Genomic DNA, 20,292 nt, shown 5'->3' on the forward strand with positions numbered 1-20,292 from the left:
GCCCGACATGAGGTGCCGCTGGGTCGGTCAGTAGCGCAATCGCCCGCCGAAGGTGACCACTCCGATATCCAGGAAGTCCAGGCCCACATGGTCAGTGTCCGAGAAGGTAGCTCGCAAGCCGCCAAGGTCAAATGGGCCGCGTTGCTCCAAGGTGTCTCGCAAACTTCCGGCGGAGACGGGGCGGGGCGTCTGACGCAACGCTTCGACCAGCAGCCTCGCAGCAAGAAAGCCTTCCATGGAAAGTGTGCCATGCTGAGCATCCTTGGGGCCATGCTTCTTCATCTGCGCATGATAGTCACGCACCAGAGACAGGGAGCCGCCAAACGGATTGGGTACCACCTGCGTCACCGTCATCCCCCGCGATGCTTTCTCACCCGCATACTCGAAAAGGCGTCTCGACTCGTTGTAGGAGGCCCCATAGACCGGCGTGAACACGCCTTCGCTGCGCAGGTGTTTGAGCAGCTTGGCAGTCTCTTCGACTGGCAGCATGGAAATGATGGCATCTGCGCGGGTTTGAGCTATCTGTTTAAAAGCCTTGTCCAACTGACCGCTGCTGGCGGGCACCGCCGCCCGAGCCACCACCTCGATGGGCTGGTCTTTGGCCGCTGATTGTTCGAAGAAGCTGACCTCGCCCATCGTGGCCGGGTCATCCCAATGGATCAGCGATACCCTGCGAAGCCGGATGGTTCGAAGCTGTTGGGCGAGCTTCTCATACTCACTGTCCTCCCCACGGGTGAGGTGAAAGACATGCGGCCGGGTTGGCGAGCGCAGTTGCACGGCGGCAGGAGATGTGCCAATCAGCGGAATGCCCAACTGGTCAAAGATATTGGCTTCGAACGTGGTTGCGATGGTCTCAGGCCCTATGAGGTACATGAAGGCCACAGGGTTCAAGGACGATGCAGCCTGCCTGATCTGTTGAAGCGCCTCCTCGGGCTTGGCTTGGTCGTCCAATGACACGAGTCGAACGGTGTCGCCGCGGATTCCACCGTTGGCGTTCACATGATCCAGGTGGACCTGCATGCCCGTGCGCAACTCACGCGTGTAGTGAGCCAACTCTCCTGTTTGGGGGGCGACTTGAACCACCACCAATTCCGCTGCGTTTGCAGTGTTCAGGAACATGGCTGCAACCATCACGCCAAGAGTGAAGACGAATCGGGTTAACCCTGATATGACCTGGCGAAAATACGGCGAAGGATGTGTATGTCTGACCACGGCTATTTCTCCAAAGTGCCTATGCGTGAAATCATGCTACGGGTCGGCCGGAACGGTGCCATAGCCCGAATCGGCAAAGTCGGGGCCGCAGGCAGGATCCCTTGGCAATAGCGTGAGAAAAGTTGCCGATCCGGGCTAACTCCTGTCATTCAGGCGCCAATAGAGTCGCAACAGTTGCGGGGGGTTCCGCGACACCCCCTGTGCCGGCGCGGGGTTTCGTATTCGGCAGTTCAAAGACAGTGACAACAACTATGGCAGACAACCGTACCTCCGCGCAGGAGACTCCTGCGTATCCTCCTCATGGCGGGCCCCACGAGCTTCGCAAGAATTCACTGGGCCTGATTGCAGTGACTTTCATGGTCATTTCGGCCGCAGCTCCACTGACTGGCGTGGCCGGGGCGGTGCCCATTGCTTTCTTGCTAGGCAACGGAGCAGGGGTGCCGGCAACCTTCCTGCTCATGACTTTGATCATGCTGGCATTCTCGGTGGGATACGTGGCGATGTCGCGCTATGTGCGCAACGCTGGCGCGTTCTATGCCTACGCGGCGCGCGGACTCGGCGGGCGATGGGGTGGCGCCACAGCGATGATGGCATTGGTGGCCTACAACGCATTGCAGTTCGGCCTGATTGGCCTGCTCGGCGGCGTCTCGGCGGGCGTGTTTTCCCAGTTCGGTCTTGACGTGCCCTGGTGGATCTACAGCCTGGTGGCGGTGATTCTGGTGGGCGTTCTCGGCTATCGCCAGGTTGATCTCTCGGCAAAAGTGCTGGTGCTTCTGGTGTTGTTGGAGTATCTGATCGTGCTGCTGGTGGACTTCGCCATTCTTGGCTCCGGTGGTGCCAGCGGCTTGTCGCTGAACATCTTCGACATGTCGGCCATCACCTCCGGCTCTTTCACCGTGGCGGTACTGTTCTGCCTGGGCTCTTTCATGGGCTTCGAGGCGACCACAATCTATGCAGAAGAGGCACGAGATCCGGACGTGACGATTCCGCGTGCAACATACTTGTCGGTTCTTTTGATTGGGTTGTTCTTCGTGTTCACCACCTGGTTGATGGTTGTGGGTGTTGGCGCAGCGGATCTGTTGCCGACGTTGCAAGGGCTCGAAGACCCCACCACCTACTTCTTTGAACTTGCAGGTCGCTACGTCGGAGGGCCGGTCCCTGCTATTGCCGGCGTGCTGCTGGTGTCGAGCTTGTTCGCCGCACTTTCCGCTTTCCACAACTACATTGCCCGATACAGCTATGTGGCTGGGCGCGAGGGCCTGCTGCCAGCCGCTTTTGGACGCACGCACTCAGCGCATCAGAGTCCTCATATCGGTTCGGTGGCGCAAAGCATTGGTGCTCTGATCGTGTTGGCCGTGTTTGCAGGCCTGGGGCTTGACCCGGTACTCAACATGTTCACCTGGGTGTCTCAGGTGGGGGTCTTGGGCGTGCTCGGCATGATGTCGGTGACATCTCTGGCGGTGGTCTCGTTCTTTCGCCGGCAAGGGGAGGCCACACTTTTGACTGCTTGGGTCATGCCGGTCGCATCGGGCCTGGTGATGGCCGCCCTCTTTGTCTACATCTTCATCAACTTCGGTGACTTGACGGGGACAGACGGCGCTGGCTTGGGCGTGCTGCTTCCGTCCCTGATTCCGCTGGCAGCATTGGTTGGCTGGTTCCTGGCCAACCGACTGAGGTCATCCAATCCGGAGGTGTTCGCCAACATGGGCGCCAGCCGCTCATAGGACCGCGGCCCAAAGAATGGTCGTGACTGTGTCCAAGGTTGATGGGGGGGAGGAATCCCCCCCTTTTTTTATTTGCCGACGAGGGCTGCTGCTGATGTTCGCTGCCTGATCAAAGCCATCTCATCTCATCTCATCTCATCTCATTAGACGATGGTGAATTTTTTCAGGTCTTTCTACACTGAATTGCTTAACACGATATGGAGGCAAATGCAGTGATCCATGTCATGTCTTCTCCTCTTCAAGCCATCGAACATGAACACGAAACAAGAAAGCCCGGACCGCTTTGTCTCCATTGCCGTGGTTGATACCAATGGTTTGCTGCGCGGCCAGAAGGTGGCCGCCAGCGAGTTGCCCGGCATTCTGGATGGAGGCATGGGCATGTCGCCCGCTCAGTTGGCGCTCGACCCGACTGACGTCTTCCTTGAGATGCCGGGCGTGACCGACGGTACTGGTGACTTTCACGACAGCGTGTTGGCCGTGGACGCTACCAGCCGACGGTCAATCCCTTGGGAAGCGCTGTCCGACCAGGGCTTGTACCTGGCCGAGTTTACAGGCGACGCAAAGGCGTTCTGTCCTCGCAGTGTCTTAGGTCGCGTGCTCGAACGCGCTGCCGGCATGGGCATTGTGCCCAAGCTGGGCTATGAGTTGGAGTTCACGCTTTTCAACGAAACGCCTGAGACGCTTCAGGCCAAGCAATACGATGGATTGCGCACAGCCACTGTTCACCCAAGCCATGACCTGATCATCTACCAGGCCGCACAATCGGATTTCTACAACGAAGTCGCCGACTTTTGTGGACCGCTGCAGATTCAGCTGGCCAAGATGCACGAGGAGATCGGCGGAGGTTTTATGGAGGCTTGCATTGCAGCCAACTCAGCCTTGCAGGCATCGGACCAAGCTGTTCTGCTGAAGAACTTTCTGCGCGTCTGCGCCATGCGCCGCGGCCAAACCGCTTCCTTTATGCCGCGCTGGTCGGAAGACGCCGACAGTCAGTCCAGTCACATTCACATCTCACTACTGGACAGCAAGGGAAAGCCTTTGTTCTGGGACGCCGAGGCAAAGAACCAGATGTCCAGGTGGTTTCGCCATTTCATTGCCGGTGCTCAGCGCTACCTGCCCGAGTTGATGCTGATCTTCGCGCCGTCGGTGAACAGCTGGCGTCGATTTGCAGAAGGTACGTTTGCACCGCCAGCTTTCACTTGGGGCATTGAGAACCGGACCACCTGCCTGCGCGTGGTCGGTCGAAGCCCGCAGTCGATACGGGTTGAAAACCGCTTGCCGTGTTCCGACGCCAACCACTACCTCGCGGCGGCGGCCAGCATTGCAGCCGGTTTGGCTGGCATCGAAGAAGAGCTGGAGCCAACGGAGGCTACAGTCGGCAATGGCTTCTTGGCGGACGCTCGCCATGGCCCTTCGCTGCAGCCCAGCATGCAGGCGGCGGTGGGCGCTCTGCGCCAATCAGCCTGTGCAAAGAACTGGTTGGGCGAGCGATTTGTGGAGACTTTCAGTGCCACCCGTGAGTCGCAACAGAAATCATTCGTGGGCAAGTCCCTGATCGACGAACGCCGTCGCTTCCTTGAACTGGGTTGAGAGCGACATGTTGATCGGAATACTCGAATGCGGGCAAACCAGCCCCGACTGGATTGAAGAACACGGAGAGATGGCTGCCCCGTTTCCGCCGTTTCTGCGCACCGCTGACGCATCGCTCGATTTCACGGTTTACAAGGCTCACCGGCATGAGTTACCGGCGCACCCCGAAGGGTGTGATGCGTGGTTGATCACTGGCAGCCCGTCGAGCGTGCATGAACGGCTGCCTTGGCAACCTGCGCTGTCGGACTTTCTGAGGGCCGCTGCGCTTTGCCGACCGGTGATTGGCATCTGCTTTGGTCATCAATTGATGCATGACGCGCTGGGTGGTGAGGTGCAGAGGTCGGACAAGGGCTGGGGGATAGGCGTGCAGGACTATCCGCTTGATGTGACGCCCGACTGGGCTCCCGACGACCTGCCAGACGACAACACCTTTCGTTTGATTGCTCTGCATCAGGATCAGGTGACAACGGGAGCACCGGGCACCAAAGTCCTCGCAGGCAATGGATTTTGTCCGTTTGGGATCACCACCATCGGTGACAACGTTCTCACCATCCAGGCACATCCGGAAATGACCACACGCCTTGCCCGGGACATTTATGAGTCGCAGCGCGCAGAGCAGGGCAAGGAGGCCACTGATGCTGCGGTGCAGAGCTTGCAAACACGCATCGACAGCCTACCGGCAGCGCATTGGGTTCTGGCGTTTCTGCGCCACCGAATGGTTCGCCTGAACGACCACTCTCCATCTGCCTACTGAAGGGAACCACATGACGACGATTTCCGCCCACCGCCCCCAGACCCGAGTCGATCTGACTGATCCCGGCATATGGCACCAGGCCGTACCTGCCGACGAGTTCGCACGTTTACGCCGTGATTCACCTGTGGCCTGGAACGAGCGTTGCGATGGCCAAAAGGGTTTTTGGGCCGTCACCCGATATGACGATATTTTGGCCGTGTCGGGCAACACCACGGTGTTTTCCTCTCGCAATGGTGTGATCAGTCTTGACGACTTTGACGATGAGCAAAACGATGCACGTCGGACGCTGCTGGAGATGGACGCGCCCCAGCATCCGGAGATGCGCATGATCACTGTTCCTGGCTTCATGCCGCGGGCAGTGGCATTGCTCGAGACCTTTGTTCGTGGCACCGCCGTGCGTTTGCTGGATGAGGTGTTGCAAAGCGGGCAGGTGGACGTGGTGGACGTCCTGGCCAAGCAGTTGCCCATCGTTACCTTGTGCAGGGTGCTGGGCATCCCTGAGGCTCGCCGCGACGACATGATCCGCTGGAGTGACCAGCTGATCGGGTCTGATGACCCGGAGTTTGTGGACCCTGCGGTAGCAGTCGTTCCTGAAGCGCAACGTCGGTTGATGCCCTTCGGTCACCCGGCCTCGCTCGACGCGTTTGATCTGGGCCTTCAATTGGCACAGGATCGAAGACGCGAAGCTTCCGATGACATCGTGACCCGACTTGCGCTGGGTGTGTACGATGGCCGTCCCCTGACCGATGCGGAGTTTTGCAACTACTTTTTGATGCTGGTCGTGGCGGGCAACGAGACAACGCGCCATTCCATTTCGCACGGCATCAAGGCTTTCTGCGACTTTCCGGATCAATGGTCGCGCTTTCGCGCGGGTGGTGTCGACGCGCGGGTCGCTGCCGATGAGATCTTTCGCTGGGCCAGTCCGGTCCACTTTGTTCGCCGCATCGCTACCACGGACACGGAGCTGGGTGGCGCAGAGATCGCGAGGGGCGATAAAGTCGCGATGTATTACGCGTCGGGCAATCGGGACGAAGCTCACTTCGATGCGCCTCACCAGTTCCGAATCGACAGAACACCCAACCAGCACATGGCATTTGGCCGAGGTGGGCCTCATTTTTGCCTGGGCAATCATGTGGCCAAGCTGCAGGTGAGCGTGCTCTTGGAAGAGATGGCCAAACGGGTGGCTTCCATTTCGCTCACGGGGCCAGTTGATCGCCTTCGAAGCAACCACGTGCACGGTATCAAGCGTCTGCCAGTGGCCTTCACTCCAGCCTGAGGTGTTTATGCATGAATCTCGTGTGGTGGTGGTAGGAGCGGGTCATGCCGCGGCGCAACTGGTGGTCGGCTTGCGCCAGCAGGGCTGGCAAGGTGAGATCGTGCTCGTTGGCGACGAGGCGCATTTGCCCTACCAGCGTCCTCCGCTCTCCAAGGGCTATCTGTCTGGCAACATGACTGCCGAGCAACTGCTCATCCGCCAGGCGGCCGCTTACGAGAAGGCGGGGGTGACACTGCGTCTCGGGGTGCGCGCCGAGCGCATTGACCGGGCGCAACAGAGAGTGATCCTGAGCACGGGCGAAGTGCTTGGTTACAGCGGATTGGCTTTGACCCTGGGCGCACGAGCGCGCAAGCTTCCTGTGCCTGGGGGTGAACTGCGCGGTGTTTGCTTGCTGCGGTCTCTGGCTGATCTGGAACAGATCAAGGCCTGTACCGACAACAGGGCGCCTGGGCACGCCGTGATGGTGGGAGGGGGATACATCGGCCTGGAAACCGCCGCAAGCCTGCGCCATCTCGGATGGAGCGTCACCTTGTTGGAAGCCATGCCGCGACTGCTGCAACGCGTGACCTGCGCAGAGGTATCAGATTTCTATCACCGGGTACACAAGGAAGAAGGTGTGGACGTGCGCTGTGGCAAAGGAGTGGTTCGCATTCTCGGCGAGTCGGATGTCACCGGGGTTCAATGCGACGACGATAACGTTTTGCCGGCGGATCTGGTGATCGTAGGTATAGGTGTCGACCCCAACGTTGAACTGGCTGTTGCAGCCGATCTTGAGGTCGGGCACGGCATCCGTGTCAACGCGCATGCGCAGACCAGCGACCCGAAGATCGTCGCAGCGGGCGACTGCACAGAGTTCTTCAGCCCAACTCATGGCAGGTTCTTGCACATTGAATCGGTCCCACATGCGATGGCGCAGGCCAATTGCGCGGCCGCTACTTTGTGCGGCAAGCCCTCTGAGTACCATGCGCAGCCGTGGTTCTGGTCAGATCAGTTTGACTTGAAGCTGCAGATGGTCGGTCTGTCACAAGGGCATGATCAGGTCGTCGTTCGTGGTGACATTCGCTACGGACGAAGCTTCTCCGTGTTCTACCTGGCCGGCAGTCGCCTGCTCGCCGCCGACTGTGTCAATCGTCCGAAAGACTTCATGTTGTGCAAAAAACTGGTCGCGGCGTCCGTCGAGGTACCCGTGGCCGTGCTGGCGGATGATTCACAGGATCTGGGTCTCTGGGCGCAACCTTCACATGACAAATCCATATGATTGACATTGTCTTCATCGATCACCTTCAACAGGCCACCACCGTGCAAGCTGAACCAGGCGTTTCGCTGATGCAGGCGGCGGTGGACAATCAGATTGTCGGCGTCGTCGGCGAATGCGGGGGCTCATGCTCTTGTGCGACTTGCGTGTGCGGTGTCGATCCTGCCTGGGCGGATCGGCTGACGCCGCCCGATGCGTTGGAAAGTGCCATGTTGGAATCCGCTGCATTCAGTCACCCGAACAGCCGATTGTGTTGTCAAATCACCTTGCGTGAAGATCACCATGGCCTGACAGTGCACTTGCCGGAGAGTCAGTTCTGACAGGTCTGGGGCGGATTACACTGACTCCTCATGATGCCGTGAACGTCATGAAGGGTATGGCCCCCACCGCACTCCTCGTTGGAGGAATCGTTTGAACAAGCCCCTGCCAGTGCGTCCATGGTGTACATGGCCATTCTTCGTCGGGGTCGGGAGCCAATCGGGTGACGAAGAAAACTGATGTCCTGGACGATTTCAAACAGGCCATGTTTGACTTGGTTCACCGTCTGCTGCCGGTGGATGGTATCCGCTTCTTCATCTACGTGCCATGGGCACAGCTTCTGCAGGACAGCGCATCCAATGAAAGGCTGGATGCCATGTTGCGGCAGTACACGGAAACATGGTGGTCCGTCGACCCCATGCATCCTTCCCGGTACGAAGGACAGGACACCGTTGTGGTGACCAACTCGATGTTGGCATCTGATGCCGAATGGCGTGAAAGTGAAATCTACCAGGGCTTCTACCGCCCCAACGGATATTTCCACAACTGCGATGTGTTCTTCAGGCAGCAGGGGCGCATCGTCGCGGTGTTGTCGCTGGTGCGCTGTGAGCCTGACCAGGCATTCTCGGCAGACGAGGTGGCCGAGCTCAACAAGATTCAGCCCTTCCTTGAGTACAGCCTGGAAGCCATCCATGTGTCCAGCCGCATCATCAGTCGGACGGGTTTGTCAGCGCAGTTTCATTTGACAGCCCGCGAGCTGGATGTCGTGGAGATCGCTGTCACAGGGCTGAGCAACAAGGCGATGTGTCGGCACCTGAATGTCTCGCTGCCGACGCTGCGTAGTCATGTGCAGAGTATTTACGCGAAGGTCGGCGTCCGTTCCAGTTCGGAGCTGATTGCGAAATTGGCCTCGATCCAGATGACCTGAATGCAGAGGCCTCTGGGTCAAACAAAGGTCAGGACGTCATTGACAGGTCGACGAGGCTTCCTGGGCCAGTTGCCGGCGGCAGCGCGCCCGATGGCCACCAGCATCACAGGCACTTCGGTGGAAACGATACCGAACGCCGTGCTCACCGCCGCTGCGTCAAATCCCCCCATGGGTGCACTGGCCAGGCCGATGGCTTGAGCCGCTGTCATCAGGTTCATGGCGGCCAGTGCGCCGGATCGGATGGCCTCATCACGCTGCTTGGCTGGCTTGCCGCTCATGCCGCGATGGGTGTCATCGGCCCAGGCGTTCAGGTCATCGGCCGTCATGAGGCCGGCTTTGAGCAAAGGCTGCAAGTTGTCCCGGATGCGTTCGTGTCCGTCCAGCGTGCCAACCACGATGATTGTCACGGCGGCGTCGAACACCTGATGCTGGCCATACGCCAACTCGCGCAGCTTCTGTTTGTTCTCAGGCGACTGCACCGCGATGAATCGCCAGTTTTGCAGATGATAGGCACTGGGCGCCTCACAGGCATAGCCGATCAGTTCTGCAATGACCGCTTCATCCATGGAGTATGTCGGATCGAAGTGGCTGGCCGAGACGCGTTCGCGGATCACGGCCAGAGTTTCATGGCTTGTTTGGATGGGTGTCGTCATGTGGGTCTCACAGCATGCGTTGCAGCACGTCGTTGTTGGGGTTTTTGTCAAAGAAGCGGTGTTTCACCACACCAGCGAGGTGCAATGCCACCACCGCCAGAAGTGTGTAGGCCAAGATCACGTGCAGCCAATCGGCGGCTTCGTAGACCGTCACGCTTTTCGGAAACAGCTCGGGGACATGAATGCCAAAAAACGTGATGCCATCGCTGTATTCGAACGTGCTTGACAAGGTGTAGCCCGTGATCGGCAACAGTACGATGAGTGCATAGATGGCCCAGTGCGCAAAATGCGCCAGCTTTCGGTCGAAGGTGGGCAAGCTGGCGGGCAGCTTGGGCGGCACATACCGCAGGCGGTTGCTCAACCGTATGAAAACGAGCATGAAAACCAGCAGGCCGAATGACTTGTGCCACCAGTAGAGTTGGCTGACAAGGGGCTCGCGAGTTTCATCGTAGGGCGTCATGAACCACCCCCCGAATATCTGGCCCAGAATGATGATGGCCATCAACCAGTGCAGCACACGCATGCTGACTGGATACTTCTCCTGCTGCTTCATGTTGTTGTCTCCTGTCAAGGTAGTGGGTCGAAGAGGGAAGAGGGCTCAGGGCAATAGCACGGAGATGACTTTTTCTTCGGTGTAGGAAAGCGCCCCGGGCAGCCCCCCTTCGCGACCGATGCCGCTGCTTTTGAGACCGCCCCAAGGGAGGTTGGCATCGAGTGGGCTCCAGCAGTTCACTCCAACCGCGCCCACTCGCATCGAGCCAGCAACTTTGTGCGCTCGTTCAAGGTTGCTTGTCCACACAGTGGCAGCCAGGCCATAGGATGAATCGTTGGCCAGCTCGATGGCTTCATCCTCGGTCTCGAAGGTGAGAACCGTGCCTACTGGACCGAAGATCTCCTCGCGCGCGATGCTCATTTCGTTGTTGGCGTTGCTGAAAATGGTGGGTTGCACGAACCAGCCTTGGATGGGTTCAGAAACACCGCCAGCCAGAAGCTCGGCCCCTTCGGCAATACCTTGCCGGATGTAGCGGTTGACGCGCTCGTACTGAGCCTTCTTGGCCACAGGACCCATCTGCACGCCGGCGAGTGATGGGTCGCCCACAGTCACAGACTTGGCGGCTTGTGCCAATGCCTCGCTGAACTTCTGTGCAATGTTCTTTTGCACAAGAATGCGGGAGCCTGCAGCGCAAACCTGTCCCTGATTGACGAAAAGCCCCATGGCGCAGCCGCGGACAGCGTCGTCAAAGCGAGCATCGTCGAAGACGATTTGGGGGCTCTTGCCACCGAGCTCCAACGTGACCCGCTTGAATAGTGGTGCCGCCACTCGTTGAATCGTGGCCCCTGCCTCTGGACTGCCAGTGAAGCTGATCTTGGCCACTTTCGGGTGCGCACACAGCGCTCTGCCCACTACTTCACCGACACCCATCACGACGTTGACTACGCCGTCTGGAAAGCCCGCCTCCTGGCACAGGGCAGCCAGATGCAATGCCGACTGTGGCGTCTCCTCGGAGGGCTTGATCACGACAGTACAGCCCGCGGCCAGCAAGGCGGCGACTTTCCATGTCGTGATCATCAGCGGAGCGTTCCAGGGAACAATGGCCGCCACTACGCCGACCGGTTCGCGCACGGTGTAGGACAAAGTGCGCATGCCCATGTAGCCATCAGTGGGGATGGTTCTGCCTTCCAGCTGAGTGGCCCACCCGGCAGCGGCACGCAGGTTGGCGATGGCGTTGGGAACATCGAGCATGCGCGGCTCCATGGGGGAGCGACCAATGGCCCGCGCATCCATGTCTGCCAAGAGCTCGAGATCCCGCTCGACGAGGTTCGCCAACTGGTTCAAGAGCGCTGCCCGATGAGTACCGTTGAGCTTGCTCCACGCACCGCCATAGAGCTGGAAATTTGCCGCAGATACGGCGCGATCCACGTCTTGCGCCGTACCGCTTGCTGCGGTGGCATACACCTGTTCGTTGACGGGGTTGACCAATTCCAGGCGGCCGGCGTCCGACGATTCGGTGTGCGCGCCCTCAATGAAGTGTTTGAAATGCTGGGTCATCGTGTCTGGTGTGCGTGTTTGCTTGTGTGCGGAATAGGTGGGGGATCGCTTCTGGGTCGAGCCGCAGTGGTCGATCCGGATCGAGAGGCGAGTGTGGGGGGGAGGCGCCTCGGCTGAGTAGCCCAAATCAGCAAATCGTCACATTCGAAGCCCCAAATTGCGGGTTAGCACGGGTACATCCCCCTCCGGTTGCGGGGGCACACTTCTTGCAGCGACAGGGAGCGCGATCAAAAGGCCGGCAGACGCCTGTATTCGCACTACTTTGAACAGACGCCTCATGAATACCCGTAGAGATCGCTTCAATGATGTGCACCTGCACGCTACATCGGTGCACGGCTGGGGTCAGACCTACAGCCAGATTTCGGCAGGTGCCGTGCAGTGCGAGCTATCGCAGTGGTCCACTGCTCGCATGCATGCCTTCCGCGAACACATCAACCAGCGCGTGGTGCAGCACGGAGAAGCACCGCGAGACCATATTTGCTTTGCGGTGCCGCTGTCCGTCCCAGGGGAAGCACGAGTTCAGGGACGCTCCGCAGACGACAAATGCATATTTGTTCTGCAGGGCGGCGACGAGTTCATGTTTCATATGCCGATGGACATGGACATGCTGTCCCTGACGTTCGAACGCGAAGCGTTCGAACAGGTGATGTCAGGTGCTCCCTGGCCCACTGGCATTGATTCGCTCTTGAAGCAACCGGTGGTGCAGGTGCCGGGCCACCGGCTCGCACAAAGTCGCAAGCGTTTGCTGGCGATGTTCGATACGGTGATTGCTTCCCCAATGGGCGTGTCAACGGTGGAGGAGCGCGGGATCGAGCAAGCCATGCTTGGCGAGTTGCTGCGTCTGATCTCGGATCCCGGTTGCGACAGATCTCAGCGCCACGGAAGCTCGTCTCGCAGTTTCATTGTCGAGAAATGTCATAGGATGACCCTCTCGGATGCCGCCCACGCCCCCAGCGTCGTCGACTTGTGCAAGCGACTGCGGGTCAGCCGCCGCACGGTGCAGAACAGCTTCAAAAGCGTGACAGAGACCAACCCGGTGAGCTACATGCGCAGTGTGAGGCTCAACGGTGTGCGACGGGAGCTGATGGCCACCACGCCGCAGCAACTCTCCATCGGAGACGCTGCGGCCAAATGGGGGTTCTTCCACCTGAGCCACTTCGCGTCGGAGTACCACGATCTGTTCGCAGAGTTGCCATCACAGACACAGCGGGCGGTAAGAGAGTCGTCCCCGCAGTTTACTTCGGCCTGATCGTCCAGACGCCGGGACATCAAGCCAACGCCTTCTGGGCTACCCGCGGAGGCTCCTGAGGCACGCGAGCAACGCTTGCCGATTCGGGCTAACTCTGCGTACGTTCACACCAACAGAATCTTGTTCACCAGAGCCCATTGGCTCTGTGTTCTTCGATGCGCCAACTGCTTGCACTGGCGCATCGCCGACCACAAGTTTCTCCAAGGTTTCTCCGTGAACGAAATTCAATTTGAATCCCTCAGCTTTGCCGATGCTCCGAAAATGATTTCGGCAACTTTCCCTGGGCCCAAGGCGCAACAGGCTTTGGCACTGTCAGCGCGGACAGAGTCGATGGCACGAGGTGGCGGTCGCATGCCGGTCGTCATGGACCGAGCTTTCGGTGTCACCATTCAGGACCCGGACGGAAATACATTTGTTGATCTCTCTGCCGGTGTGGGCGTAAGCAGCGTTGGACGCTGTCACCCGAAGGTGGTTGAGGCGATTCGAAAGCAGTCGGAAGTCCTAATGCACGCGATGGAGGTCAACAGCACCAAACGCACGGAGCTGGCGTCCAAGATCTCGGAGATCATGCCCGACGGATTGCGCAATGACTGCATCACCTTTTTTGCTCAGAGCGGCAGTGATGCACTGGAGGCAGCAGTCAAGTTTGCCAAACGCGTGACCGGTCGCCATCAGATCGTTGCTTTTCATGGCGGCTATCACGGCGTGTGGAACGCTTCCAATGCGCTCACCACAGGAACGGCTTATCGCAAAGGCTATGGACCGTTCATGGGCGGCGTCATCCATGCTCCCTATCCCTACGCCTATCGTTTCCCGTTCGATACCTCTCACAAAAGTGCAGAGCAAATTGCGGGAGAATACGTGGATTACTTGCTCAACACGCCGTATACAGCCGCCGATGACGTGGCTGCCGTGATCGTGGAGCCTGTACAGGGCGAGGGGGGCTATGTGCCGCCCTCACCAGAGTTCCTGCAATTGCTGCGCAAGGCCTGCGACAAGAGCGGCACGCTGTTGATCGTGGATGAGGTGCAATGTGGCGCAGGCCGCACAGGGAAGATGTGGGCCGTGGAGCATTCTGGCGTGAAGCCCGACATGCTGACCTTCGGTAAGGGCATGGGTGGTGATGTGCCAATGGCGGGCTTGGTCATGCGCTCTGACCTGGCCGCCAAGATCCCTGACGGTTCGGTGCCCAATACGTTTGCAGCCAACTCACTGTCGGCCGCCGTTGCACTGACCAACATCAGCCTGTTGCAGGACCTGGAACTCGATCTCATCAACCGCGCCCAGCAGTTGGGTGAGGAGGCCAAGGAGTACATTCGTGGCTTCAACAGCCCATACATCGGCGAGGTGCGGGGTCGGGGTCTGATGATCGGTATCGAGCTGGTTGAGGACCAGGCGACCAAAGAGCCGCTGACAGGCGAGAAGCTGGGCAAGCTGATGGGCCACGTACTCAGCCATGGCGTACTGATGGTGCCTTGCGGGCGTTACACGAACGTGATGCGTGTCATGCCTTCTCTGACTATTCCGCGCAAGCTGCTATTCAAATCCTTGGACGTCTTCGGTGAAGGTTTGCGCAGCCTCTGATTCATTCGCGGATCCAGCGGGTATGTGCAATGCGCCACTTGCCCGCTTCCAGTTTCATCGGTAGGGCGCTGCGGTTGAGCTGTCGGTTTCCGTCAGTGCCTACTCGAAACGGCTGATGCATCATGCCACTGCGCCAGGGAGGCATGTTGGACAACGCCGCCGAGACGCTGGCCCTCGTGATCGGACCTTGAATCCCCCTCAACGCATGCACGAGAGCTCTCGCTGCGAGGTAACCACCCTGTGAAAGTGCGCTGGTCTCGACGTTCTGAGCGATGAGCAGTTGGCGCCAGCGCATGATCTGCAAGGAGCCGCTTGACCACGGGTCGAACTCTGCCATCGCGTAGAGATCGTCACCGACTGCGTTCAAGGCTTTGGCCGCCTGCGTGGTGTATGCCGGCGTGAGCATGATGACTGGCACCTTGGGCATGGCTGGCCGACTCGACAACACCCATTCGATGGCTGGGCCTCCAGGCACTGTATAGATCACTGCGTCGCAGTCTCGTCGGGTCACACGCTCAATGATGGGTTGCAGGCTTTCGCCAAGTTGGTACATGTCCAGCGACGGTTCAGGCACCTGTGTTCGTTTTGCCCAGTCCCGAGCCGTTTTTTGAAACGCCTCGGTCATGCCCGGAAGCGCAGGAGAGACCACGCACAAGCGTTGGTGCTCCAGCACCTGGTGAGCGAAGGTCAAGGCGGTGGCAGTTGCCACATATGGGCCCGTGTTTAGCGGCGCGATATGGCTTGCTGAAAAGCAGGCCGGATCGCCGCCAGCGCCCGGTAGATTGAAGATGTTGGCTTGGGCATAACGTTCCTGGTTGATGCCGCATTGCAGGGCGCTTGAGCCTCCGACTATGGCCACAGTCCGTGGATCGTTGATCAGCTCAGACGCTGCGTGGGCCGCCTGTGGTGGAGACATCTGGTCATCGATGACGCGGTACTCAATGTGTCTTCCCTGGATACCGCCTGCCTCATTGATGGAATCAAAGTAGATCTTCGCGGCCTGGACGCTGGCATCAGAAGCGCCTGGGCCAGTGAGGCTGCTGACTGCACCTACCACGATGGGTGGTAGGCCTTTCTTCTGGGCATAGGCAATAGAGGTGCTCGCAGTAGCGATGGCAGCCGCCAACGTGATGGCGCAAGTGACAGCTTTCATGAAATGGCCTTTCTCAGAGTGGATAAGGGTCGCAGGCCGAGCAAGCCGCGCGGCGCCCACAGGCTGACCAGTACCGCGACCGCGCCCATGGCGATGAGCGTCCACCCGCCGGAGATTCCGAGCGAGGTGGCGAGTAGCTCGCGAAGTGCGAACCAGACCAGCACACCTAAGACCGGTCCGCCAATCGTGCCTATGCCTCCGATGAGCGTGGCAAAGAGCATCATCACCACCCAATTGACGTCAAACGCTGCCGTGGGTGTGAGGAACAAGCCACCCATGAAGTACACAGCGCCGGCCAGAGCACTCAAGCTGCCAGAGATGATGAAGGCCACCAACCGGACTCGCTGCACATCAATACCCACGCTGCGTGCCGCGACTTCGTTGTCGCGCACCGCCGTCATCGCCAGGCCAAGGCGTGAGCGCATCAGCAGCTGAAGGCCAGCGATCGATGCGATGCCAAGCGCGGCAGCCAGCCAGAAACTGATCTGGCCAAAGCGCTCGATGTCCTCCAGTGCGGACATATCCAGCGTGATGCCGGCGTTGCCACCCAGTGCCTGGGACTTGGAAACCAACAGGGCAACCACCTCGGCCATGACCCATATGCCGATCGCAAAGTAGGCTTCTCGCAAACGGAACAAGGCAGGCGCAATCAGACAGGCGCTCAGCGCTCCGCCGACGGCAGACAAAGGCAGCAGCATGTAAGGCGAAAGGCCCGTCTTCTCGCCAAGGTAAAACAGGAGGTAGGCGCCGACGCCAATGAACAACTGATGACCCAGCGACATCAGGCCACCGTAGCCCGCCAGAAGGTTCCACATCTGTGCGAGGCAGATGGCCAATAGCACCTCGCTGGCCAGGCGCATCAGGCCAGCGTCCAGCCAAAGCGGCGCCAGCGCTGTGGCGATGACGCAGGGAATGGTCCAACCCATTGAGAGCAAGTCGCAAGCCTTCATGATCGGCCTCCCGCCAAACCTCTGGGGCGAATCATCAAGGTCGCCAGGAACAGCAAGTGCGCGTACAGTGATCCGGAGTTGGAGTCGAAACGCTGGCCAAACAGCTGAGCGACTCCCAACACCAGACCGCCAGCCACCGCTCCCCAGAACGAGCCCAGGCCGCCAATGATGACCACTTCAAAGGCAACCAGCATGCGTTCGATTCCAGAGAACGGCGTGAACAAGGTTCGCTGAGCGAGCAGAAATCCGGCGCACATGGCGAAGGCCGCCGCCAGTCCCATGACCTGGCAGAAGATGCGCTCGGATCTGACGCCCATGAGCCTGACCACATCCGGGTAGTCAGCTGTCGCCCTGACGGTGCGCCCGAACTGCGTGTGATGCAGTACCCATTGAAGCGTGGCAAACAGAGCCAGTGCGAGCAGGAGCATCATCACTGGGTAGACGCCCACCGAGAGACCCAGCAAGTCCATGCTGGCGCTGCCCAGTTCACCGGCATCCACAGCGCGCGAGTCAGCGCCGAACACTTCCACCATGCCGTTGCGAAGGAGCACTGACAGCCCGAAGGTGAGCATGAGTGGCGTCAACACATTGCCAGTGCGCACAGCGCGGTTCAGCAACGTGGCTTGCAGGAGCCAGCCGAAAGCGTACCCAATCAAGGCCACTGGCAAGAGCATGGCCCAGACGGGAACGGTGCTGAACCAGCCCACCAGGAAGAAGCCAGCGTAAGCGCCGAGCACGATGAGTTCGCCGTGAGCCAGGTTCACCACCCGCATCACACCGAACACCAGCGCCAGCCCCAGGCCAAACAGAGCGTAGAGCCCACCCAACAGCAAGCCATTGATTAACGTCGATACCCAGTCCATTTCATTCCCCGAAGTAGGCTGCCGTGACCTCTGGCAGCGTGATTTCCCGGCTTTCGCCCTGTAGAGTGACCTGCCCCTCGAGCAGGCACGTCAACTGGTCTGATGTCGCAAGTGCTCGTGCTACATCCTGCTCAACGAGCACGATGGCCAGTTCTGCGCCCCGGATGCGTTCGAAAGTCCGATAGATTTCCTCTACTACAACGGGGGCCAGCCCCAGGGACAACTCATCGCAAATCAGCAAGCGCGGATTGCTCAAAAGAGCCCTGCCAATGGCGACCATCTGTTGCTGTCCGCCCGAGAGTTGGGTGGCATTGCGTTGTCGCAAGTCTTTCAAGGCGGGGAAGATGTCATAGACAGCGTCGAGCTTCCAGGGACCAACTCGACGAGTGAGCGTGCCCATTTGCAGGTTTTCTTCCACCGTCAGGGAAGGAAAGAGCATTCGGCCCTCTGGCACCATGGAGATGCCTCGACAGGCCAATGCCTCCGCTGGCAGGCCGGTGACGTCCTCGCCGTCAAACCGGATACGGCCAGCGCGGGGTCTCAGCAGGCCCGTGATCGTGCGCAGTAGCGTCGTCTTGCCGGCACCGTTGGCGCCGATCAGGGCCTCCACCTGGCCGCTCGCCAGCGAGAAGCTGACGCCGGAGACGGCTTTGAAGTCACCGTAGTAGACTTCAACGCGGTCGACTTCAAGCAGCGGCATTGGCTGGCACCCCCATGTAGATCTCACGCACGATGTCGCTGTCCATGACCTTGGCCGGAGAGTCTTCCAGCAGCTTCCGACCAAAGTGCAGCACCATGATCCGATCGGCCACCGCGTGCAGCGCGTGAGCGATGTGCTCGATCCAGATCACTGCGTAACGCTGCTTCAGTTGCTGCACCAGGTCCACAATTTCATGGACTTCGCGCTCAGTCAAACCGCCAGCGACTTCGTCGAGTAGCAGGAGGCGAGGTTGCGCAGCCACCGCTTTGGCCATTTCCAGGCGCTTGCGATCCAGCAAGGGCAGGGCCCCTGCCAGCTTGTCGGCGGCTGAAGCGAGCCCACAAACCCTCAAGGCGTCCTGTGCTGCCGCGGCGGCCGCTTCCCCATGTAGACCGGCTGCAAAGCTTGAGGCCGTCAAGGCGTTTTGAAACACGCTGAGATGTGCAAACGGTTGCGGCACCTGGAAAGCGCGCGCGACCCCCAGACGGGCTCGACGATGAGCGGGCAGGCCCGAAAGCTCGTTTCCATCCAAGGAGATGGCACCTGCATCGGGCATCACGGTCCCCGTGAGCAAGTGAAAGAGCGAACTCTTGCCTGCCCCGTTGGGGCCTATAACACCCAGACATTGGCCGGTCTGCAATTCAATATCAATGTGGTCGGCCACCACAACCTGACCATATGACTTGGTCAGGCCCCTGACTTCCAGACTCATGAGGTAGTCCTACTTGTCTTGTTTGATCTGGGAGAGCAGCTCCAGCTTGCCGCCCAATGGAATCGAGGGGGCGAGCGAATTGTTCACCACGACGAGCTCATAAGGATGCTTGGAACCCGCCGCTGACCGGCGCCACTGTCCACCGGCCAACGAGGTCTTGGCAACGCTTTTGATCGGGCTGTTTTTGAAGTCCACCTTGCCGACGACGGTGTCCAGCGTCATGCCCTGGATGGCGTCTCGCACAGCCTTTCGGTTGAAGGGATCGCCAGCGGTCTTGAGTGCGTGCAGCCCCACCTCCCACATGGCGTGGACATAGCCCAGCGGTTGCGTCCACTGATTGCCCGTGGAGGTCTCCCACTCCGCAGCGAGCTCGGCAGCGGACTGCTGGGTCAAGGAAGAGCGAAACGGGAACGCAGGCGTCCACCAGACCTCCGTCGACATGCCATTTCCAGCAGATCCCAAGGCCTTGAGGGCACTGGGGAACAGAAAAGCGGCAGCAACTGTACATATCTCGGGTTTGAAGCCTTGTTGCTGTGCCTGTTTCCAGAAGGTCGCAAAGTGGCTCTCGTACATGAAGCCCGAGACGATATCGGCCTCAGCCTTTTTGAAGTTGGCGATGGGGTTGCTGAAATCGTCTGTTGCCACCTTGAAGAAGCCGCCGGTGGACTCGGAGTATCCAGCCTTTCTGAGGGCGGATGGCATGCCCGAGAGCGGATCGGCAAATGCGGCGCCAGGAGGGTTGTCAATGTAAAGCGTGCCGACCGACTTCTTCGTCTCCACACTGTCCCAAAGTGCGGTAAAGGTCTTCACCACATCGTCGGCACCCCAGAAGAAGTGAAAGGAATATGGAAAGCCCTTGCTGATCTTCCCGTTGCGAGCGAAGAGAAAAGCCTGCCACGGCGCCATGGTGCTGATCATGGGCACCCCATGCACATCACACAACTGACCTGCGGGCGTTGACGCGTCGCCGTCTTCAACCAGCATCAGATCAACCTTCTCGCGCAGCACCAGATCGCTGGCCACTTGAACTGATCGGTTGGGGTCCGATTGATTGTCTCGCAGCAGTATCTCCAACGGAACGCGTTGGCCTCCCACGTCGAGTCCGTTCTTGAGCAGTTCTCGCATTTTGGTCAGGTGCCATTGATCCGCCACGCCGAACGGCGCACGCGGTCCCGACAATGCAGTGATGTACCCCACTCGCAAAGGTTTTCGCTGAGCGATGGCAAACCCGGGGAACGCACTTGCAGCGGCGATGGCAGCCGAACTGCGTAGGAAGTTCCGGCGCGGATAGACCGTCTGCGGGCAGTCAGGGGGCACTGTGTGGTGTTTCATATGGCAGGCTCCAGAAATGGAAGATGGAAGATGGAAGACGAAAGACGAA

The 20,292-nt window shown here is 59.4% G+C and carries 19 protein-coding genes; 9 read left to right on the forward strand and 10 right to left on the reverse strand.

Annotation, left to right across the window (positions count from 1 at the left end):
• Positions 1 to 27 precede the first annotated feature (27 nt).
• Entirely contained in the window at positions 28 to 1,119 is a 1,092-nt protein-coding gene (locus ABWV89_RS04015; protein WP_353394439.1) for an ABC transporter substrate-binding protein, read from the reverse strand.
• 344 nt (positions 1,120 to 1,463) lie between these two features.
• Here ABWV89_RS04015 and ABWV89_RS04020 point away from each other — a divergent pair, with 344 nt between their 5' ends.
• From ABWV89_RS04020 to ABWV89_RS04050, 7 genes are all read left to right on the forward strand, one after another.
• Entirely contained in the window at positions 1,464 to 2,936 is a 1,473-nt protein-coding gene (locus tag ABWV89_RS04020; protein WP_502903127.1) for an APC family permease, read from the forward strand.
• Between the two features lie 252 nt (positions 2,937 to 3,188).
• On the forward strand, positions 3,189 to 4,526 hold the full coding sequence (locus tag ABWV89_RS04025; RefSeq protein ID WP_353394441.1) for a glutamine synthetase family protein: 1,338 nt from the start codon (positions 3,189 to 3,191) through the stop codon (positions 4,524 to 4,526).
• Between the two features lie 7 nt (positions 4,527 to 4,533).
• Positions 4,534 to 5,280, forward strand: coding sequence for a type 1 glutamine amidotransferase (locus ABWV89_RS04030; RefSeq protein ID WP_353394443.1), 747 nt, complete (start codon positions 4,534 to 4,536; stop codon positions 5,278 to 5,280).
• A 10-nt stretch (positions 5,281 to 5,290) separates the two neighbouring features.
• The gene (locus ABWV89_RS04035) at positions 5,291 to 6,556 is read left to right on the forward strand and encodes a cytochrome P450 (RefSeq protein WP_353394445.1); all 1,266 of its coding nucleotides are present in this window, start codon (positions 5,291 to 5,293) and stop codon (positions 6,554 to 6,556) included.
• 7 nt (positions 6,557 to 6,563) lie between these two features.
• Entirely contained in the window at positions 6,564 to 7,814 is a 1,251-nt protein-coding gene (locus tag ABWV89_RS04040; protein WP_353394448.1) for an NAD(P)/FAD-dependent oxidoreductase, read from the forward strand.
• Positions 7,811 to 8,131 (forward strand): 2Fe-2S iron-sulfur cluster-binding protein, encoded by a 321-nt coding sequence (locus ABWV89_RS04045; protein WP_353394450.1) that lies wholly within the window; start codon positions 7,811 to 7,813, stop codon positions 8,129 to 8,131. Before ABWV89_RS04040 ends, ABWV89_RS04045 begins: the two co-directional genes overlap by 4 nt.
• A gap of 161 nt (positions 8,132 to 8,292) precedes the next feature.
• Positions 8,293 to 8,997: a helix-turn-helix transcriptional regulator gene (locus ABWV89_RS04050; protein WP_353394453.1), complete on the forward strand. Its 705-nt coding sequence runs from the start codon at positions 8,293 to 8,295 to the stop codon at positions 8,995 to 8,997.
• A 17-nt stretch (positions 8,998 to 9,014) separates the two neighbouring features.
• Here the strand turns inward: ABWV89_RS04050 and ABWV89_RS04055 are convergent, their stop codons facing one another.
• The 3 genes from ABWV89_RS04055 to ABWV89_RS04065 are packed head-to-tail and all read right to left on the reverse strand — an operon-like array spanning position 9,015 to position 11,700.
• The gene (locus tag ABWV89_RS04055) at positions 9,015 to 9,650 is read right to left on the reverse strand and encodes a nitroreductase family protein (RefSeq protein WP_353394456.1); all 636 of its coding nucleotides are present in this window, start codon (positions 9,648 to 9,650) and stop codon (positions 9,015 to 9,017) included.
• A 7-nt stretch (positions 9,651 to 9,657) separates the two neighbouring features.
• Positions 9,658 to 10,203 (reverse strand): cytochrome b, encoded by a 546-nt coding sequence (locus tag ABWV89_RS04060; RefSeq protein ID WP_353394459.1) that lies wholly within the window; start codon positions 10,201 to 10,203, stop codon positions 9,658 to 9,660.
• 45 nt (positions 10,204 to 10,248) lie between these two features.
• A complete protein-coding gene (locus ABWV89_RS04065) occupies positions 10,249 to 11,700 on the reverse strand; it encodes an aldehyde dehydrogenase family protein (RefSeq protein ID WP_353394462.1) in 1,452 nt (483 codons plus the stop codon).
• A 277-nt stretch (positions 11,701 to 11,977) separates the two neighbouring features.
• On the opposite strand from ABWV89_RS04065, the gene ABWV89_RS04070 reads away from it, so the two are divergent.
• Both ABWV89_RS04070 and ABWV89_RS04075 read left to right on the forward strand, forming a co-directional pair.
• Positions 11,978 to 12,949: a helix-turn-helix domain-containing protein gene (locus ABWV89_RS04070; RefSeq protein WP_353394465.1), complete on the forward strand. Its 972-nt coding sequence runs from the start codon at positions 11,978 to 11,980 to the stop codon at positions 12,947 to 12,949.
• 330 nt (positions 12,950 to 13,279) lie between these two features.
• Positions 13,280 to 14,533: an aspartate aminotransferase family protein gene (locus ABWV89_RS04075; protein WP_353394468.1), complete on the forward strand. Its 1,254-nt coding sequence runs from the start codon at positions 13,280 to 13,282 to the stop codon at positions 14,531 to 14,533.
• A gap of 1 nt (position 14,534) precedes the next feature.
• On the opposite strand, the gene ABWV89_RS04080 is transcribed toward ABWV89_RS04075, so the two are convergent.
• The 6 genes from ABWV89_RS04080 to ABWV89_RS04105 are packed head-to-tail and all read right to left on the reverse strand — an operon-like array spanning position 14,535 to position 20,243.
• Positions 14,535 to 15,686 carry an ABC transporter substrate-binding protein gene (locus ABWV89_RS04080; protein ID WP_353394470.1) on the reverse strand — a complete coding sequence of 384 codons (1,152 nt, stop codon included), beginning with the start codon at positions 15,684 to 15,686 and terminating at the stop codon, positions 14,535 to 14,537.
• Entirely contained in the window at positions 15,683 to 16,636 is a 954-nt protein-coding gene (locus ABWV89_RS04085) for a branched-chain amino acid ABC transporter permease (protein WP_353394473.1), read from the reverse strand. The genes ABWV89_RS04080 and ABWV89_RS04085 overlap by 4 nt, the downstream gene beginning before the upstream one ends.
• Positions 16,633 to 17,499 carry a branched-chain amino acid ABC transporter permease gene (locus ABWV89_RS04090; protein ID WP_353394476.1) on the reverse strand — a complete coding sequence of 289 codons (867 nt, stop codon included), beginning with the start codon at positions 17,497 to 17,499 and terminating at the stop codon, positions 16,633 to 16,635. Before ABWV89_RS04090 ends, ABWV89_RS04085 begins: the two co-directional genes overlap by 4 nt.
• 1 nt (position 17,500) lies before the next feature.
• Positions 17,501 to 18,199, reverse strand: a complete 699-nt coding sequence (locus ABWV89_RS04095; RefSeq protein WP_353394479.1) for an ABC transporter ATP-binding protein — start codon at positions 18,197 to 18,199, stop codon at positions 17,501 to 17,503.
• The gene (locus ABWV89_RS04100) at positions 18,186 to 18,911 is read right to left on the reverse strand and encodes an ABC transporter ATP-binding protein (RefSeq protein ID WP_353394482.1); all 726 of its coding nucleotides are present in this window, start codon (positions 18,909 to 18,911) and stop codon (positions 18,186 to 18,188) included. Before ABWV89_RS04100 ends, ABWV89_RS04095 begins: the two co-directional genes overlap by 14 nt.
• 9 nt (positions 18,912 to 18,920) lie before the next feature.
• The gene (locus ABWV89_RS04105) at positions 18,921 to 20,243 is read right to left on the reverse strand and encodes an ABC transporter substrate-binding protein (RefSeq protein WP_353394485.1); all 1,323 of its coding nucleotides are present in this window, start codon (positions 20,241 to 20,243) and stop codon (positions 18,921 to 18,923) included.
• Positions 20,244 to 20,292 lie beyond the last annotated feature (49 nt).

The sequence above is a fragment of the Hydrogenophaga sp. 5NK40-0174 genome (assembly GCF_040372165.1).
Lineage (GTDB): Bacteria > Pseudomonadota > Gammaproteobacteria > Burkholderiales > Burkholderiaceae_C > Hydrogenophaga.

Bases quoted from the DNA above. Each gene is read 5' to 3' on its own strand.
- ABWV89_RS04100 (WP_353394482.1), bottom strand. From the start codon at position 18,911: ATGAGTCTGGAAGTCAGGGGCCTGACCAAGTCATATGGTCAGGTTGTG.
- ABWV89_RS04020 (WP_502903127.1), top strand. From the start codon at position 1,464: ATGGCAGACAACCGTACCTCCGCGCAGGAGACTCCTGCGTATCCTCCT.
- ABWV89_RS04060 (WP_353394459.1), bottom strand. From the start codon at position 10,203: ATGAAGCAGCAGGAGAAGTATCCAGTCAGCATGCGTGTGCTGCACTGG.
- ABWV89_RS04045 (WP_353394450.1), top strand. From the start codon at position 7,811: ATGATTGACATTGTCTTCATCGATCACCTTCAACAGGCCACCACCGTG.
- ABWV89_RS04035 (WP_353394445.1), top strand. From the start codon at position 5,291: ATGACGACGATTTCCGCCCACCGCCCCCAGACCCGAGTCGATCTGACT.
- ABWV89_RS04055 (WP_353394456.1), bottom strand. From the start codon at position 9,650: ATGACGACACCCATCCAAACAAGCCATGAAACTCTGGCCGTGATCCGC.
- ABWV89_RS04030 (WP_353394443.1), top strand. From the start codon at position 4,534: ATGTTGATCGGAATACTCGAATGCGGGCAAACCAGCCCCGACTGGATT.
- ABWV89_RS04070 (WP_353394465.1), top strand. From the start codon at position 11,978: ATGAATACCCGTAGAGATCGCTTCAATGATGTGCACCTGCACGCTACA.
- ABWV89_RS04095 (WP_353394479.1), bottom strand. From the start codon at position 18,199: ATGCCGCTGCTTGAAGTCGACCGCGTTGAAGTCTACTACGGTGACTTC.
- ABWV89_RS04085 (WP_353394473.1), bottom strand. From the start codon at position 16,636: ATGAAGGCTTGCGACTTGCTCTCAATGGGTTGGACCATTCCCTGCGTC.
- ABWV89_RS04015 (WP_353394439.1), bottom strand. From the start codon at position 1,119: ATGTTCCTGAACACTGCAAACGCAGCGGAATTGGTGGTGGTTCAAGTC.
- ABWV89_RS04065 (WP_353394462.1), bottom strand. From the start codon at position 11,700: ATGACCCAGCATTTCAAACACTTCATTGAGGGCGCGCACACCGAATCG.
- ABWV89_RS04040 (WP_353394448.1), top strand. From the start codon at position 6,564: ATGCATGAATCTCGTGTGGTGGTGGTAGGAGCGGGTCATGCCGCGGCG.
- ABWV89_RS04090 (WP_353394476.1), bottom strand. From the start codon at position 17,499: ATGGACTGGGTATCGACGTTAATCAATGGCTTGCTGTTGGGTGGGCTC.
- ABWV89_RS04105 (WP_353394485.1), bottom strand. From the start codon at position 20,243: ATGAAACACCACACAGTGCCCCCTGACTGCCCGCAGACGGTCTATCCG.
- ABWV89_RS04075 (WP_353394468.1), top strand. From the start codon at position 13,280: ATGGCACGAGGTGGCGGTCGCATGCCGGTCGTCATGGACCGAGCTTTC.
- ABWV89_RS04025 (WP_353394441.1), top strand. From the start codon at position 3,189: ATGAACACGAAACAAGAAAGCCCGGACCGCTTTGTCTCCATTGCCGTG.
- ABWV89_RS04080 (WP_353394470.1), bottom strand. From the start codon at position 15,686: ATGAAAGCTGTCACTTGCGCCATCACGTTGGCGGCTGCCATCGCTACT.